This is a genomic window from Flavivirga amylovorans, from assembly GCF_030540875.1.
Classification (GTDB): domain Bacteria; phylum Bacteroidota; class Bacteroidia; order Flavobacteriales; family Flavobacteriaceae; genus Flavivirga; species Flavivirga amylovorans.
On the sequence record NZ_JAUOEM010000001.1, the window covers coordinates 1,141,858 to 1,159,371 of the forward strand.

A 17,514-nucleotide genomic window follows, 5' to 3' on the forward strand; every position below is an offset into this window, starting at 1 on the left:
ATATATTCAACATGACTCCAAGACATAATTTCACATTCCGAGTCATTTCGACGACAGGAGAAATCACATAATCTTAGTAATATAAAATTTATAATAATGCGATATCTCAATCGTACCTCATTTCGACATGACTCCAAGACATGATTTTGTACTCCGAGTCATAACATGATAACCAAATATAAATTTAACTTCGTAGTCAATTTCGACAGAGTGAAGCATGAGCGACGAGAAATCACATCAAGAAAGGTGTTTGCTCAATTATTATGCGATGTCTCAATCGTGCCTCATTCGACATGACTCTAGGGAATAATTTCACATTCTGAGTCATTTCTACATTTCGACTTCACTCAAGGTAAACTTTAAGAGAAATCACATAATCTTAGCAATATAGAGCTTATAATTATGAGATGTCTCAATTACTATTCACTTTTCATGACCTCGTATTATTGACGTAGACGACTTTATTCAAAATCATTTAACCGCAATAGCTTTCCATTCGTCTACACTTGATTTTCATTCACCGAAAATAAAAATATACCCCCTAATGGTCATGTAACTTTGTAGTATAAAACACAAAGACCATGAAAAAAATATTACTACTACTTGTACTTATTTACACGAATGTATATACACAAGATATACCGTTTAATTGTGATTACAATGCATACTTATTCCAATACAATGATGTGTATGCTATAGATTTAGCTTCTGGTAGCTCATATACAGTCGCTACCGATGTTACAGAAGGCTCTATTAATGCAGCCGCATATAATCCTGCAGATGGCTTTATCTGGGGGTCATTAAGCTTTCCTTCAAAATCTATAGTTAGAATAGGTAAAGACTTTTCAACGCTTACATTTTATGTAGATGAATTACCGACTTCTAGTAGGTATGTTGGAGATGTTAGTGCAGAAGGTATTTATTATCTAAAAGGTGGTGGAACACCATATTATGCTATAGATCTAAATCCTGAATCTGATAACTACGGAAATTATATAGCAACTAAGAATTTATCAAAAAGTATAAGTATTCACGACTGGGCATTTAATGCTGTGGACGGTAAGCTATATACTGTAGAAAAGAAAACGAATATATTATACCGTATAGAAGCAGAAAACGGCACCATGGAAAGTTTAGGCGAAGTCCCAATCTTATCTGGTTTAAATTACACCTATGGCGCCGTTTATTTTGATGCATCTGGACGTTTTTATGTATCGGCAAATCAAACAGGAACTATTTATGTGATACAGAACGTACAAGATTTAGATGGTACGAATGCTATGGATTCTAATCTATTTGCTTTTGGTCCTTCTAGTTCTCAAAATGATGGTGCGCGTTGTCCAACAGCTCCAGTACCACAAGAAGATTGTACCAATGGTATTGATGATGATGGAGATGGTCTAATAGATTGTGAAGATCCTTCATGTTCTGGTTATGCAGCGTGTCCTGTAATAGAAGCACCAACATCTAGTGGTAATTCAGGAGGACTGGAAAGCAACAACAGGTTGTCTGAACAGATTAATAAACGAAACTTTAATCGTGCTAAGAACAATTACAAATTTGATAAAACATCAGCGAAACGATTTACAAAATCTGCTAAATATGGTAAAAAGACTGGTAAAACAGGATTACAATTATCAGACTTCGTTCCGTTAGAGATTTTAAATGAAGATCATGTTATAGAATCATCCCCTACAGATTTATTAGGTATTACGAATGCAACAGATATATATTCAGTGGACTATATGAAAGCAAACGAAGCTGTTGCAACGATAATGGTTTTAAAAACGGATAAAGGCGTTTACGAACACACGAAATACATTTGTGATAGATTATTAGGCGCCGAATTAATATCTGTATCAACGATAGAAATCAAAGAACAGAAATTTATAAAAGCATTGATTAGAAATATTGATGGTTCTTTGGAATTTGTATTGAGTTTATCAGCAAAACCTATTAATAATGGTAGCGAATTTGGAATTGAAAGCCATTGGAATTTAGATAAATATGAAAACAATGTGCCGTTCTATAATTTCCAAATATGGTCAAATTCTTTAGATGATTTATTACGTCTTGGAGAAGAAGTAGTACGATTGTTAGATGTTCAAAAACCAGTAACAAGTTATGATAACTCAACACCACCAACCGTATTTGTTAGAAAAGGTAAGTATCATCATGGAAAACTAGAATTACAAATTGTAAATACCAATAGGAGTGAAGCCGTAAAATTTGATGGCGGATTAAGAGTTACTGAATCGGATACAGTAGAGTACGTGTCATCAACCTTAGATTTAGATGGTAATTATATTACCAATATAGAAGTAGATGCAGGTAACTTGTTTGATATAGGTTTTAGAATAGGCGATGGGATAGAAACTCCAGATGATTTGTTTATGTCTGATGGTCCTTGGGGATACGATAATGCAGCACCAAGTACAGTCGTTAACACATATAATGTAACACCTAATGAAGAGGAATTTAATGATGATGAATATCCTATTGAGCGTAATATAGAATTAGTAGCCAATACGAGCGAATATATTGCAGCTTACAGAGCTTTAACACCTAAATTTAATCCAATAAATTTATCAGATTATAATAGCTTACAGTTTAGAGCTAAAGGAACTGGTACTTTGATTGTAAGATTGGTTAAGGAAGGTGTAAGCAACTGGGAAGAACAATACAAAACCAGTGTTGCATTAACTAACGAATTACAGGATTATAGTTTAACGTTTTCTGAATTTACATCTATTACTGGTGATAATTTTGAAGCGAACGATGTAACGTCTATAGTGTTTACTATGCTAGCAGAAACCGGTGTTGTAGAAACTAAAGAAATGACGTTGCAACAATTACGTTTTTCGACTAGTAGCACACTTTCGGTAGAATCATTTACTAATGAAAAATTTAATAAGACGTTTGCATCTCCTAACCCAATGGTATCTAATACAACGATCCATTTTACAAGTCAAGCTTCAGAAAAAGTTGAGTTGTTAGTCTACAATCAATTAGGAAGTTTGGTTAAAAAGATGACTCATGAGACTGTAAGTGGTAAAAATGAAATAAAATTAAATAGAACAGGTTTAGGTTCAGGGTTGTATTTCTGTAATATAAAAAGCAATGCAACAACTTATAAAACAATAAAATTACTCATAGAATAATTAATAGCTAATCTAATTTCTATTAAGAGGTAAAAGACATTGTTTTTTTGCCTCTTTTTTACTTAAAAAGTGAATAAACCAAAAGTAAAGCCTTAATTATATTAGTAGTATAGATAATAAGCATGTAGTTTATAAATGGAAATTCAAACTTGATATTGGATTTCAATCACCACCTAAATTCACGCATATCCATCAATTAAAACCTGTAGTAGGATCTCTGGCTAGTATGCCATTATGCCCTAACAACAGCAGAAACAAACTAAATTGGTTATTATTTCTAATAAATAGATGTGTATAGTTCATACTGTCTAAAGGGGTAATAGAATTCGAATGAATTTTTATTATCTAGTTAAAGGTTAAAACCCTGCAATTTCATTGCAGTTACTTTAGTCTCTATAAACTTTTTTGCGTGCCGATTGTCATTTCGAACACAGAGAGAAATCTCATCACAAATTCCAAAATAATGAGATTCCTCTTTGTAAGCTTCGCTTATATCTTCAAACAAAATATATTTTGTTTTCGATAGCATTCGGAATGACAAACCAACTTTAAAAAAAGAATTCCATTCTTTTTTTAAAACTATGGATTTTCAATCTATAGTAGTTTATTTAGCTTTCTGCTAGTTATGTTAAATTAAATATATTCTATTTACTTCCACGCAACCAAATAACAAAAGGTGCATCTTTTAAATAAATTTGAAAGTATGAAGAGTAAAATTTATGTCATAGCGTTACTATTACTTAGTATTTTAATAGCGTCTTGTGAGTCTGATGATTTAACATATCAAGATGACTTTGAGAATAGCCGTAATGTTTGGATGGATTTTAAAGAATCTTCTGAAAACTCATATAAATATGTAGTTTCTAATTCATCGTGGGTTGGCTTTGCTTGGGAAACGACTATAACTGTCTCTAACGGAAAAGTTATTCAAAGGCATTTTAAATATACTAATACAGAAGGTTTATCCGATGATATTCCAGATGAAGATTTGGAATGGACTGAAGATGAAAATGAAATAGGTAGTCATAAAGATGTAGCGGAACCTTTGACATTGGATGAAGTATACGAAAAAGCGAAACAGGAATGGTTATTAAAAAGAAAGGAAGCACAAACATACTTCGAAACTAAAAACAATGGATTAATCTCGATGTGTGGCTATGTAGAAAATGGTTGTCAGGACGATTGTTTTATAGGAATCATTATAAAAAGTGTTGAGGTGTTATAAGCCAGAAAGATAAATAAGAATAAGAGTAGGCGTTAGCTTGTAACTAACTCATGTGGTTACTTCTTAAAAACAGGCTTCTCAAACAAATACCACTTAAAACGCAGCCCAATTTCAGTAAACGTAAATCCAGCAGCAGTAGCAGAAGCTATATTACTTCTAGTCCCATAAATATTTAATAAAGCGCGGTCACAAAATTTATAACCTAACTTGCCTTGAATACGATATGTACTTTGTTTTTCATTGTTTTCAATAAATTGATAACCCGTAGCAGCCGTTAACTCATAAAACCATTCTTTAGGTTTGGTGGTCACTTCATCTTTAATCAAGTTTATAAAAATCTCTGTAGCATTAAATTTTTCTGGACTAAAATAAATAGCTGGAACTTGGTTCTTAAAAGTAATGTACTGATAGTTTAGGCCTGCTTTTAATGATGGTTTACTAAGGATGTTATAATACAAGGAGGTAAACAATAAATTTCTGCTGTTATCATCGTTTTGCGACGTATAATAATATTGCGTAAACCAGCCTAAATTAAAGTTGGTACTTAAGTTATAATTCGCATAAAAGTGGTTCATAACAATTTCACGATCTAATAGATCTGCATTAAAATTTTGAAGCTCTCGTTTATAACCAATATCTAAAACTTGTAATTTAAAGGGTTTTATATTAAAAGACACATCGGTTAGTAATTGCGTGTAATCATCTGTATCCGCTTTTGCTGAGGTGATACCAGCAGTGCCTTTAAAAGTGATGTTTGGTAATAACTGATAGGCTAATCCTAATGAAAAATTATTTGATGTCGCTTTATTATCGGTTACAGAATTACTAGTCGTTCTATATCCGTAATTAGCAAGCCACTTAAATTTTGTAGATGTTGGGAATTCAAGATTCGTTTGGAATGCATAAGTTTCGTTATCCCCATTATCAAAAGTATAAGACCCTTTCGTTTCTAAAAAAGGGGTAAAACGCATATCTAAATCTTTAATAAAATTAGTAGCATCTTTTTGTTTATCATAAAACTGTAAAGTGTTGTTTGCCGACTCGTAGGCTTCATTATAAAAACCAGAGGCTTTTAGTGCATTGGCCTTTCCTAAGTTGCCATCAAAAGAGGAGGTATCGTTTTTTAAAATACTGTTGTAATCCATCACACTCTTTTTAAAATCACTTTTATAGATATTCAATGTCGCTCGTAAGGCTAAAACCCAATTATCATTAGGCTTTATTTTTATCAATTCATCTATTAAAGATTGAGCTTCTTTATACTTTTTATTCCAAATTAAGGCTTGAATATAGAGCTCTTGCGTTTGCTGTTTGAGTGTAGCATCGTTTAAATTTGCTAAGGTGCTATAAGCCTCTTCACTAATTTTAAAAGCGGCTTTTTCTTTGCCTTTTAAGTGTTTTACTAAGGCAAGTCCGTTTAAGGCTATCGTTTTATCAGTTTCATTGCTACCTATAGTATTATAGATTGTTTCGACTTTATCGAAGGTTTCAGTTATTAAATATAGATTGGCTAAATTGATTAAGGTTTCTTTATCATTTTTAAAAAGAGATAAATTCTCTTTTAAAAGGCGTTCAGCTTCCTCATAGTTCTGTTGCTGTTGATTTTTATAAGCATAACCTAAATTGATGTACTTTTTGGAGGTTAATGCATTTTGGTTTCCTGGAGAAGTTTCTAAAGCTTTATTAACATATCTTAAAGCCTCATCATAGATCTTTAGATTAGATAAGGTGTTGGCATACCCTAAAAGCGCTGGAAAACTTTGATCGTTTTCTTTAATAAGATTTTCATAATAGTTTTTAGCTGTATCATAGTTTTTATCCCATAGTAGAGATTCAGCGTAATTCAGTTTGATTTCAAAATCATTGGGATAGTCTTTTAACAAATCTGTAAATATAGAAACAGCTTCTTTAGAGTTTCCATTTAATCCGACGGCACGCCCATAGCATAGTTTTGCTGTTTTATTTTGTGGATACTCCTTTAAAACAGTTTTAAAGTATGTTTCAGCAGCTTCATATTTGCCAGTTTCTAAGTAGGTGAATCCTTCTTGCATGTTTTGAGACACCCCAAGTGAACTAATAAACAGGGCTATTAAAACTAAATATGATTTAAATGTCATGAGCGATTTTTAATACATGCAAGGTAAGCAATAGATTTTAATCATTCATCTACAGCAACCTGCCACTCACCGATATTGCACCTAAACTTTACATATTTGATAGCATCTTTGTTTCAGAAATTAAAAAGAATAATAACTAAAAAATAGAAATTATGGCACTTAAAATTACCAATCAAGATGGAACATTTTTAATAGAAGGAACTATCAACACTTCTACGGCACTGAATTTTCAAAATCATTTAGAATCTATTTTAAATGTATATGAGACACTAACGATTGATATTGAAAACGTCACAGAAATTGATGCTAGCGGTATGAATGCTTTAAGAGCTCTATACTCAAATGCATTAATTTACAACAGACCCTTTTATATTATTGGTACGGGTTGTAAAGAAATCTATGATGATTTCATGTTTACCAATGCAGCATAATTAATTCTTAGTATAAACTCAAATCTAAATATTATGAACTTCAAAATTATAAATAACAAAGGTGTTTTTGAAATACACGGACACTTTACAAATGCAAATACCAACCAAGTAGCTGACTTCTTTAATAATCTATTGGATAGATATTATGAGATTGTAATATGTCTTAAACAAGTAAAATGTATAGATAGTAAAGCCATAAATGTTATGCAGTTTATAACTACTAAAGCTAAAAGACGAAGTAAAGTACTATTTGTTTTAGGGAAAGATAATATACGTATAAAGAAGCAATTTGAAGAAGTTAACTTAATGAACATATTTAGAAATGATTACTCTAGCAAATAATTTAAAGAAAAGAGTGACTCCAGAACAGTTATTTATGATAAGTGTTCTAGCTGTAAACGGCGGGAATTATTTATATAATCTCATTCTTGGTCGTTTGTTAGGACCAGCACAATTTTCAGATGCTGCGGTATTAATAACATTTTTATTGGTACTGTCTTTTGTCGCCATGACGTTTCAGTTGGTCACAGCAAAATTCTCAGTACTTTTTGAAAACCAATTATTTAAAAGCTTTGTTTCAAAAATTTATAAAAACGCATTAATCGTTGGCATCGTAATGGGGGCATTAATTATTGGTTTTGCAATACAATTACAAGAACTGTTTAATACTTCGTCATCCAGTATGTTCGTAATATTTGGCTGTGGAGTACCCTTATATTTTTTAATGAGTGTGAATAGAGGTGTTTTTCAAGGAAAAAAAGCATTTAAGGCATTATCTATGACGTATCAATTTGAAATGCTTAGCCGTTTGCTGGTTACCTTAGGGTTGATCTTTTTGTTCAACATACAATCTTCTGTAGTCATAGCGATGGGTATTTTAATCTCATTTGGATTTGGTTTAATACCTTTTAAATTCAAGGCAATTGATCTTAAATTGAAATCTTCCCTATCTGTTTTACAAGCGAAACAAGTAAAACAGTTTTTTATATTAACAGCGTTTTATGAATTGACACAAATCATAATAAACAACAGTGATATTCTTTTAGTAAAACATTACTTTGAATCTTATGAAGCAGGCTTATATGCGTCTTTAGCTTTAATAGGACGTATCGTTTACTTTATAGCCTGGATGTTTGTTATGTTGCTATTGCCAACGGTGGTTCAATTAAAAAAAGAGGGGAAGGAAACGGCCTCTATATTGTTTAAATATGTTGGGTATATAGCTGTCATTTCAATACTGATTGTTTTAGCATGTTTAATGTTTCCCGAAACCATCATAAAACTATTATTTGGTAATAATTACATTGCTATGGCACCTCTTTTATGGAAATACGCTATGGCTACCAGTATGTTTGCCATTTCTAACATATTTGCGTATTACTATTTGTCTTTAGATACCTATATACCAGTGATTATATCGGGCGTATTTGGAATACTTCAAATGATATTAGTGATCTTTTATCACGATAGTTTACAGCAAGTTGTTTATATGCAGATTATTGCCATGGCTTTATTACTGATTATTCAACTTCTATGCTTCAAATTAGATCAGAGAAGCGTTTAATCTGTATTTGTCATTCTGAGGAGCACCATAAGTGTGACGTGAGAATCTGTCAAATTTAAAACAAAATCACCTTTTATTTTTTCTTTCAATAATGCGATTTCTCGTCGCTCATGCTTCGCTCAGTCGAAATGACACAGAACGTTGAATGATCTCTTTAAGTCATGTCGAACGCAGTGAGACATCACACAGCAATGGCTTTACTATGCTTCTGTAACCTATCTCTATATTAATAACTAAATTTAACTATTGTTAAATGAAAAATATAATTATAAGTAAATTGTGAATGCTTTAGTTGAAAACTATAAATAGAGAATCTATTCTATTTATATAGTAGCTTCTATTCTTCAAATTAGATCGTAATAGAGATTAATTTTGCCTGTCATTCAGAGCAAAGCGAACCTGCCTGCAGCAGGCAGGGAATCTCAATGTGTATCAATTAGAAATTAATGGTTTGTGTTATTTTTAGATTCTTCAGTCGTTCTTTCTTCTGAATGACAAAGTATTTCTTCAGATTAAATTAAAAGGCGTTTAGTAACTACTTGTCATTCCTGCGAAGGCAGGAATCCACTTAGAAAGTAATAGTTTCAATTCATAAGATTCCTGCCTTCGCAGGAATGAGAGCCTAATCTAAACCAAATTACCATTCATCTACAGTAAATGTCAACCTATCTACAACCAACCCTTTTCAAAATATAAAATCCTCAAATTTATACTATAACTAAAGAAAAAAACTATTAAGAAACTTTAAAACATAGACTTATGAAACTAGCAATCGTAACAGCATATCCACCAAGTAAAGTCACTTTAAACGAATATGCATATCATTTAGTAAAACATTTTAGACAAAGAGAAAACCTTACTGAAATTGTTCTATTAACCGATAAAACAGAAGGAGAAAAAGATTTACAATTTGTAGAAGCTGGTTGTAAAGTGACCGTTAAAGCATGTTGGTCATTTAATAGTTATACAAATATTATAAAAGTAACTCAAGCTATAAACCAAACAAAACCTGATGCCGTATTATTCAATTTACAGTTTATGAAGTTTGGAGATAAAAAGATTGCTGCAGCTTTAGGGTTAATGTTACCTTGGGTTTGTAAACTAAAAAAGATCCCGACAATAGCTTTATTGCATAATATAATGGAAGAAGTAGACTTAGAAAGTGCTGGTTTTACTTCGAATAAAATCATGAAAAAAATATACGGATTTATAGGGGCGACTTTAACCAGATTAATTCTCAAGGCAGATGTGGTAGCCGTTACAATGCAAAAGTATGTAGATGTTTTAGAAGAAAAATATAAGGTCAAAAATGTAAAATTAATCCCTCATGGAACATTTGAAATCCTCGAAGAGCCGAGTTTTAATGTGCCACTACAACCTTTTAAAGTGATGACTTTCGGGAAATTTGGAACGTATAAAAAGGTAGAAAACTTAATTGAAGCAGTAGAAGCAATTAGAAGATATTCAAATTTAAATTTAGAAATTGTCATAGCAGGAACCGATAACCCAAATACACCAGGGTATTTAGAGTCTGTAAAAAAGGCTTATAGCCATGTAGAAGGATTAACTTTTACGGGGTACGTTGAAGAGCAGGATGTACCAAAATTGTTCAAAGAGAGTGCGCTTGTAGTATTTCCTTATACATCTACAACAGGAAGCTCTGGTGTTTTACATCAAGCAGGAAGTTATGGTAAAGCGGTCGTGATGCCAGACATAGGAGATTTAGCTCTTTTGGTTAAAGATGAAGGGTATAGAGGTGAGTTTTTCGAGCCAACAAGTGTGAGCAGTTTAGCATTGTCGATACAAAAAATCCTTGAAAATAATGCTTATAGAGTAGAATTAGAACGCGCTAATTATAAGGCTGCTACGGCATATCCTATGTCCAGAATAACGAATATGTACTTAAACACCTTTCAATCTATAATTTTGAAAAAGAAAAAAGAAACATCACAAGAAGAACAAATGACACTGGTTTAAACTATTTAAAATCGTAATCATTTCCGAAAACATAAATTAGATTGGCTTTATTTAATTGACTATAGATTCTTTTGTTTTCATTGCCAAGCACAAAAAGTATTTTACTTCTTCGCTTGGCTTTGTTGGAGATAAACTTCATAACGTTGATAGCTGTTTCATCAATCTGCTTTACATGTTTAAGGCATATTACAATCTCATAATATGTATCTAATAGATTGTTAAAAAACGTGGCGACCTGATTGGTATGCTCGTTAATGAAATCACCATGGATTTCAAACACACCTTTGTTGTTTACTATTTCAAGATTCATAATGATATGATTTGGGGATAAAATTATGCAGTCTTAGTAATCTTTAAATCATCATAGATTTCTTTACAACCCGTACCAATAATATAAAAGGGCCTGTTATAAGTTACTGCGTTATCGTAAAGTACTCTTAGAGCATGCATGCCACTGGCATCTATTTCTGTGACATTCTCAATATCAATAGTCAATGTTTCTTGTAAATTTAATATGGATTCTAAATGCTCTTGAAAATTTAATGCTGTAGAAGCGTTAATAGTTCCTTCAACTAAAAATGTTCCGTTTTGATTGGTAATTCTAAATGCCATAATTTTGATTTTTTATGTGTTAGTAATTAAAAGCAATCTTTTTGCTCCATTTTATTAATGAAACAAAAATATTTTCTTGAATATTTTTGTTAGAGAAGTTTCTTTAGTTTTTAATATATGTATAATGATTTAGACCATTATCTATAGTGTACAGCTATTTGTCCTAGTTGTCCAACAATCTTAATAGAGTCTTTCATAGACAATTTAGAACCGTCGGCATGGATCCATCTTTTAAGTGGTTGTTCGCAGATATAAGAAATGGCTTTTTTCTTTCCGTAATGTTTTCGCATTCTTATAAAAATCTCAACATCAAAGAGCCAACGAGTAATAAATTTGTCTTTAAACATATGTTTTGTAATGTCTTTATCCATAATTTTTGCACCACATTGAGTATCATTAAACGGCATACCTAAAATGGTTCTTATAATCAGGTTTATTGTTTTACTAATGATTTTACGAGCAGATTCTTTCGTAATATTGGCGCCCATTCTACTCATTCTGGAACCACTAATAATTTTAAAATCGGAAGTCTCTATGGTTTTAACCAAATCATCAAAATCCCTAAAATCTGTAGATAAATCAGCATCTAAATAGCCTATATAATCTAATTGGGGGTCTTTTGCTAAATGCAACACACCCTGTCTAACAGCTTCACCTTTCCCACCATTCTTTTCACAATTAAATACACTAATATTAGCTTCTCTATTCTTGCATAAGTTGTTTAACACTTCTAAGGTATTATCTGTACTACCATCATTTACAAAACACAAATGATAGCCTAAGTTACTATCAACAAAATCAAAAAACTCTTTACTTAAAAGCCTTTCCTCTTCATTATAACAAGGAATAACAACGCCAACACAGCGTTTTTGAAGCATTTGTGCTTTTTTGTTCTCTGATTTAGCTGTTTTTATTCCAAATATTCTGGAGATTCTAACAGTTACTTCGCTAAGAGATACCGGTTTTTTCATGTAATCATCGATGCCCAAATCGAATCCATCAATAATGGTATCTTCATCTGTATTTCCAGAAAGCACTAAGATTTTGGTTTTAGACTTTTTTTCTAATCTAATGGATTTTACGACTTCTAATCCAGACATACCACTCATGTTTATATCTACAATAACGATGTCCGGTTTAAATGTGTCAAAAAGATCTAGGCCTTCTTTTCCATTGTTAGCACATTTTATATCATAACCTAAATCGGTTAAATGTTTTTCTAATGATAACAGTATTAACTGTTGGTCATCTATTGCTAAAATTTTTATCATAACTAGCGTGTTTTGATGTCTGATTTTTTTTTGAAAAAACACCTTAAAAGGTAAGTTTTTTTGAATTGTTTTGTAGTAAATATATTCTTTTTTTTGAAAGAAATGTAATATTTTTAATAAAAAAACAAGATAAAGTGTTATATTTATCCGATATAATGCAATATTTTATGAGGTAATATGGCTAATAATGCATTTTTCAAAATTATAGCTTAACCCTTAGTGTCATTAGATTAAATAGTATAAAAAAATGCGTTTTTTTTACAAAATAGACAAGTCCGTTTGATACAAAAATTATGTAGGCGAAATGTTATTAAATTATTAACCAATGCAAATAAAATCGTTTATTATACCAAAAAAAGTTAGCCCAGAGCAGTTATTTATGCTAAGTGTATTACTAGTTAATGGCGGGAATTATTTATATAATTTAATTCTTGGACGACTTTTAGGACCAACACAATTTGCAGATGCCGCTGTATTGGTCACATTTTTACTCGTATTATCCTTTGTAGCGATGACGTTTCAATTAGCAACAGCAAAATTTTCCGTGCTTTTTGAGTCTAACTTATTTACAACCTTTATTATAAGGGTTTATAAAAATGCTGTTTTAATAGGGATACTCTTAGGAATAACGATTATAATATGTGCACCTCAGTTACAAATCGTATTTAATACTTCAACATCACACATGTTTGTCATCTTTGGTATTGGTGTGCCTTTTTATTTTTTGATGAGTGTTAACAGGGGCATCTTTCAAGGAAAAAAAGAATTAAAATCACTTTCTATTACGTATCAGGCAGAAATGCTTAGTAGGCTTATAATAACACTGGCTTTAATTTTTATACTATCCGATATAGCAAGTTCCACACTAATTGCCTTAGGGATCTCCATATCCTTTCTATTTGGTTTAATACCCTTCAGATATAAAGACATATCATTTAAAACAAAAACAGTCATTGGTAAAACAGAGCTTAAATCAATACGAAGTTTTTTTTTATTAACCGCATTTTATGAACTCACCCAAATTATCATTAATAACAGTGATATCTTATTAGTGAAGCATTATTTTGAACCTTATGAAGCAGGTTTATATGCCTCGTTAGCACTCATCGGCCGTATTGTATATTTTGTTGCCTGGATGTTTGTGATGTTATTATTACCAAAGGTCGTACAACTAAAAAAGGAAAATAAAGACACATCAAAAGTGCTATTTAATTATGTGTTATATATAATTATTATTTCCTTGACAATAATACTAGGTTGTTCTTTATTTCCTGAAACAATTATTATCATTCTTTTTGGAGAAAGCTATATATCAATGGCTGGTTTGCTTTGGAAATATGCATTAGCAACCTCCATGTTTGCCATATCAAACATATTTGCCTACTACTATTTGTCTTTAGATAGATATGTACCAGTCATCATATCTGGAGTATTTGGGATGTTGCAAATGGCATTAGTCATATTTTTTCATGATAGCTTAAAACAAGTCGTTTATATGCAAATAATAGCGATGGTTTTATTGCTATGCATCCAGCTTATATTTTACAAATTTGATTATAAAAACAGATAAACCCATTATTTAATGAGTACAATAATTATTTAACCCCAATATTATGAAATTAGCCATCGTAACTGCATATCCGCCTAGTAAAGTCACATTAAATGAATATGCATATCATTTAGTAAAGCACTTTAGACAAAGGGACGCATTAACAGAAGTTGTATTATTAACAGATAAAACCGAAGAAGACAAAGAGTTACAATTTGTAGAAGCAGGTTGTAAAGTCACTGTTAAAGAATGTTGGTCATTTAATAGTTATACTAATATAATAAATGTGACCAAAGCCATTAATAAAACACAACCTGACGCTGTATTATTCAATTTACAGTTTATGAAGTTTGGCGACAAAAAGATTGCTGCAGCCTTGGGCTTGATGTTACCTTGGGTTTGTAAACTAAAAAAGATCCCGACAATAGCTTTATTACACAATATAATGGAAGAAGTCGATTTAGAAAGTGCTGGTTTTACATCGAATAAAATCATGCAAAAGATTTACGGGTTTATAGGATCGACTTTAACCAGATTAATTCTTCAGGCTGATGTTGTTGCTGTTACCATGGAAAAATATGTCGGTATTTTAGAAGCAAAATATAAAACTAAAAATGTGAAACTCATACCACACGGTACGTTTGAAATTCCCGAAAAACCAGATTCTAAAATAGCAACAGACCCTATGCAAATTATGACCTTCGGAAAGTTTGGTACTTATAAAAAGGTAGAGGAAATGATTGAAGCAGTCGAAAAGGTAAGACAATTTACAGGATTAAATCTAGAGGTTGTAATTGCAGGAACCGATAACCCCAATGTACCTGGCTATTTAGAAAAAGTGAAAACCGATTATAAACATATAAAACAAGTGCGTTTTACTGGCTATGTAGAAGAAAGTGACGTGCCCGTACTATTTAATGAAAGTGCCGTTGTTGTATTTCCGTATACATCCACAACAGGAAGTTCTGGAGTATTACATCAAGCAGGTAGTTACGGTAAAGCCGTTATTATGCCTGATTTAGGGGATTTAGCCTTACTTGTTAAAGATGAAGGCTATCGAGGCGAATTTTTTGAACCTACTTCTGTGGATAGTTTAGCAAAAGCTATCGAAAAGATCGTGACAGACGATGATTATAGAAAAGAACTTGGACATGCCAATTATAAAGCAGCAACCGCATACCCCATGTCTAAAATCACAGAAATTTATTTAGATACGTTTAAAGAGATAAACAACGGAGATACTAAAAAAGTCATACTGTATAAAAGTTGATACGGATTTTACTAATTTTTAAAAGGTGGTTAAAACAACTAAAATTACAATTCCTTGTTGCTAAAAGTAGTTTTGGCTTTATTAAAAATGATCTAGATTTGTAAGTATTATTGTATATTTGGTATATATGATATGAGTATATACACCAGAGTATATATCCGTACATTGTAGATAATTATCAAAGAACATTTCATATATGAATCAATACAATAGAGTCGTCATAATAGGAAATGGTTTTGACAAAGCTGCTGGACTTAAAACTAGCTATAAAGACTTTATTGATTATTATATAAAAAATGCTGTCGGATATTTTTTTTCTGAAAATGAATATGATTCAGAATTATTATCTATAAGAGAAGTAAAGGTAAATTACAGAGAGCCTTTAATGGATCGTCTTAAAGCTCTTGAAAACAAAGAAAGTGCAATTGCCGCTTTAAAATTCATAGAAGGTGTTAGTAAGATTACATATAAGCATACTTATTTCGAAGAAATAATAAAAAACAATAATGAAAGATGGGTAGATATTGAACAATACTATTTTGATAAGCTAATGAGTATTTATAATCTAAGAGGTCATGGTAACTCAATAGCTCACAAAGTAAGTAGGATAAAACAGCTTAATAGTTTTATGGATATATTAACCTTTAAACTAAACGATTATATATCATATATAGACTCAAACGCTAAAATTTCTTATTCAAACTCACCACTTAGCTCTTTAATTGAGAAATCGCAAACAAGTTTAAGTAATGAAATATCTAGTTTAGTTACTAGACATAGCCGAATAGAAGATCCAAATAATGTCATTTTTCTTAACTTCAATTATACCAATACTGTTAGATCATTAACAAATAATAGTTTTGTTAAACCAAATATAAAACATATCAATATACACGGTCAAATAAACAACTCTAACAATCCAATAATATTTGGCTATGGAGATGATACAAATGAATCATATTATAAATTGGAATATGAAGATAATAACGAATTAATAAGAAAAATTAAATCATTCCAATATCCTCGAACAAGAAATTATCATCATTTACTGAATATTTTGGAATCAAAAGAATTTGATGTTTTTATAGTTGGCCATTCTTGTGGACTGTCGGACAGAACACTGTTAAAGACGATTTTTGAGCATAATAACTGCCTAGCAATTCAAAATTTTCATTATAAAGGAGAGTCTGATGATTTTAATAAAAGAATGCAGATTTCAAGACATTTTAGTGATAAGGCATTAATGAGAGAAAGAGTCTTGCCATTTGATTCTAATGCCACAATACCACAAACCCAATAACGATCTACAACAACGGTAATCGTTGCACAAGGCTCTAAAAAACATAAAATTTAACTCGAAAGCCCCCGCTGCTCCATAGTATGCGCTACCGCTAGTATTTACTAGTGGCGTACTGAGTAAGTTTTAAGTGTAAGAAAGAAAAAGAGAAAGCTATTACAGAGAAGCAAAAGCTTTTCTAAATTATTTTTTATCGGACGAGACAAGGCTTACCGTTACTGGTAAATACTAACGGTAGCAGGGGTGTACTTACAAAGTTGCTTACTAAATCATGCAATTACTCATGGTTGAGAGCATTGGTCCAAAAGTAATTCTAACTCTATAAAAACGATCTATACTTGTAATCATTATTGTATATTTGAGTGTATATATACGCCAGTATATATACCTTTATGTTGTAGATGATTAATGATGAACTCAGAAAAAAAATTGGAAAAACAAGAAAAAGATATCAAGAAAGCCGTACTCAAGGTTTTCATCCTAATAATTGCCATTCTAGCCCCAATTATTTATTACCAAGAAAATGACGTTGACCGTGTAAAGAAAGAATATGAGAAAATAAAAAATGAAGAATATTACGGTCATGTAATAAAAAAGAAAGAAGATGGAGATTACCTTAGGGCGTCTAGATATATATTCTTGAAAGACTATAGGAAAATTTATGTATCAAATGACCTCTACTCGAGAATTTCGGTAGATGATTCAGTTTCAAAAGTTAAAGGTTGTGATTCTATATATTTCTATTTAAAAAGTGGAGAAATCGTAATTGAAGATAATAATGAATTTAAAAGAGAAAAATATTTTAATCTTTTGGAAAAGAAAAAAGAATAACGACATGTAAAATCATATATAACAAAAAAAGCATTAAATAGAATCTAATCGTACTATTTATAAACACTGTCAAATCGTTGATTTGGCTTTTAGGAATGAAAAAATTAGAAATAAAAGCCAGCAATAACAATTTATATATTGCATATCCCCGCTGCTCCATAGTATGCGCTACCGCTAGTATTTACTAGTGGCGTACTGAGTAAGTTTTA

At 31.3% G+C, this 17,514-nt stretch carries 14 protein-coding genes; 10 read left to right on the top strand and 4 right to left on the bottom strand.

The features are described from left to right. The first annotated feature begins 581 nt into the window (after positions 1–581). Both Q4Q39_RS04575 and Q4Q39_RS04580 read left to right on the top strand, forming a co-directional pair. Positions 582–3,161 carry a DUF6923 family protein gene (locus Q4Q39_RS04575; protein ID WP_303281196.1) on the top strand — a complete coding sequence of 860 codons (2,580 nt, stop codon included), beginning with the start codon at positions 582–584 and terminating at the stop codon, positions 3,159–3,161. A 703-nt stretch (positions 3,162–3,864) separates the two neighbouring features. Next, positions 3,865–4,386: a hypothetical protein gene (locus Q4Q39_RS04580; RefSeq protein ID WP_303281197.1), complete on the top strand. Its 522-nt coding sequence runs from the start codon at positions 3,865–3,867 to the stop codon at positions 4,384–4,386. Between the two features lie 56 nt (positions 4,387–4,442). Here the strand turns inward: Q4Q39_RS04580 and Q4Q39_RS04585 are convergent, their stop codons facing one another. Beyond that, positions 4,443–6,503 carry a tetratricopeptide repeat protein gene (locus tag Q4Q39_RS04585; RefSeq protein ID WP_303281198.1) on the bottom strand — a complete coding sequence of 687 codons (2,061 nt, stop codon included), beginning with the start codon at positions 6,501–6,503 and terminating at the stop codon, positions 4,443–4,445. 152 nt (positions 6,504–6,655) lie between these two features. Between Q4Q39_RS04585 and Q4Q39_RS04590 the strand changes: the two genes are divergently transcribed. The 4 genes from Q4Q39_RS04590 to Q4Q39_RS04605 all read left to right on the top strand — a co-directional run bounded on the left by Q4Q39_RS04590 (position 6,656) and on the right by Q4Q39_RS04605 (position 10,475). Beyond that, positions 6,656–6,934, top strand: coding sequence for an STAS domain-containing protein (locus Q4Q39_RS04590; RefSeq protein ID WP_303281199.1), 279 nt, complete (start codon positions 6,656–6,658; stop codon positions 6,932–6,934). A 33-nt stretch (positions 6,935–6,967) separates the two neighbouring features. Then, the gene (locus tag Q4Q39_RS04595) at positions 6,968–7,276 is read left to right on the top strand and encodes an STAS domain-containing protein (RefSeq protein WP_303281200.1); all 309 of its coding nucleotides are present in this window, start codon (positions 6,968–6,970) and stop codon (positions 7,274–7,276) included. Continuing rightward, on the top strand, positions 7,257–8,498 hold the full coding sequence (locus tag Q4Q39_RS04600; protein ID WP_303281201.1) for an oligosaccharide flippase family protein: 1,242 nt from the start codon (positions 7,257–7,259) through the stop codon (positions 8,496–8,498). The genes Q4Q39_RS04595 and Q4Q39_RS04600 overlap by 20 nt, the downstream gene beginning before the upstream one ends. Before the next feature lie 759 nt (positions 8,499–9,257). Next, complete coding sequence (locus Q4Q39_RS04605) at positions 9,258–10,475, top strand: glycosyltransferase (RefSeq protein ID WP_303281202.1); 1,218 nt, start codon at positions 9,258–9,260, stop codon at positions 10,473–10,475. 1 nt (position 10,476) lies between these two features. Here the strand turns inward: Q4Q39_RS04605 and Q4Q39_RS04610 are convergent, their stop codons facing one another. From Q4Q39_RS04610 to Q4Q39_RS04620, 3 genes are all read right to left on the bottom strand, one after another. Continuing rightward, positions 10,477–10,785 carry an STAS domain-containing protein gene (locus tag Q4Q39_RS04610; RefSeq protein WP_303281203.1) on the bottom strand — a complete coding sequence of 103 codons (309 nt, stop codon included), beginning with the start codon at positions 10,783–10,785 and terminating at the stop codon, positions 10,477–10,479. 23 nt (positions 10,786–10,808) lie between these two features. After that, entirely contained in the window at positions 10,809–11,087 is a 279-nt protein-coding gene (locus Q4Q39_RS04615) for an STAS domain-containing protein (RefSeq protein ID WP_303281204.1), read from the bottom strand. A gap of 137 nt (positions 11,088–11,224) precedes the next feature. Beyond that, the gene (locus Q4Q39_RS04620) at positions 11,225–12,355 is read right to left on the bottom strand and encodes a response regulator (RefSeq protein WP_303281311.1); all 1,131 of its coding nucleotides are present in this window, start codon (positions 12,353–12,355) and stop codon (positions 11,225–11,227) included. 328 nt (positions 12,356–12,683) lie between these two features. On the opposite strand from Q4Q39_RS04620, the gene Q4Q39_RS04625 reads away from it, so the two are divergent. The 4 genes from Q4Q39_RS04625 to Q4Q39_RS04640 all read left to right on the top strand — a co-directional run bounded on the left by Q4Q39_RS04625 (position 12,684) and on the right by Q4Q39_RS04640 (position 17,305). Further along, positions 12,684–13,928, top strand: coding sequence for an oligosaccharide flippase family protein (locus Q4Q39_RS04625; RefSeq protein WP_303281205.1), 1,245 nt, complete (start codon positions 12,684–12,686; stop codon positions 13,926–13,928). A gap of 43 nt (positions 13,929–13,971) precedes the next feature. After that, a complete protein-coding gene (locus Q4Q39_RS04630; protein WP_303281206.1) occupies positions 13,972–15,177 on the top strand; it encodes a glycosyltransferase in 1,206 nt (401 codons plus the stop codon). A 196-nt stretch (positions 15,178–15,373) separates the two neighbouring features. Next, the gene (locus Q4Q39_RS04635) at positions 15,374–16,477 is read left to right on the top strand and encodes an AbiH family protein (protein ID WP_303281207.1); all 1,104 of its coding nucleotides are present in this window, start codon (positions 15,374–15,376) and stop codon (positions 16,475–16,477) included. Between the two features lie 426 nt (positions 16,478–16,903). Further along, positions 16,904–17,305 (top strand): hypothetical protein, encoded by a 402-nt coding sequence (locus tag Q4Q39_RS04640; protein ID WP_303281208.1) that lies wholly within the window; start codon positions 16,904–16,906, stop codon positions 17,303–17,305. The last annotated feature ends 209 nt before the right edge of the window (positions 17,306–17,514 follow it).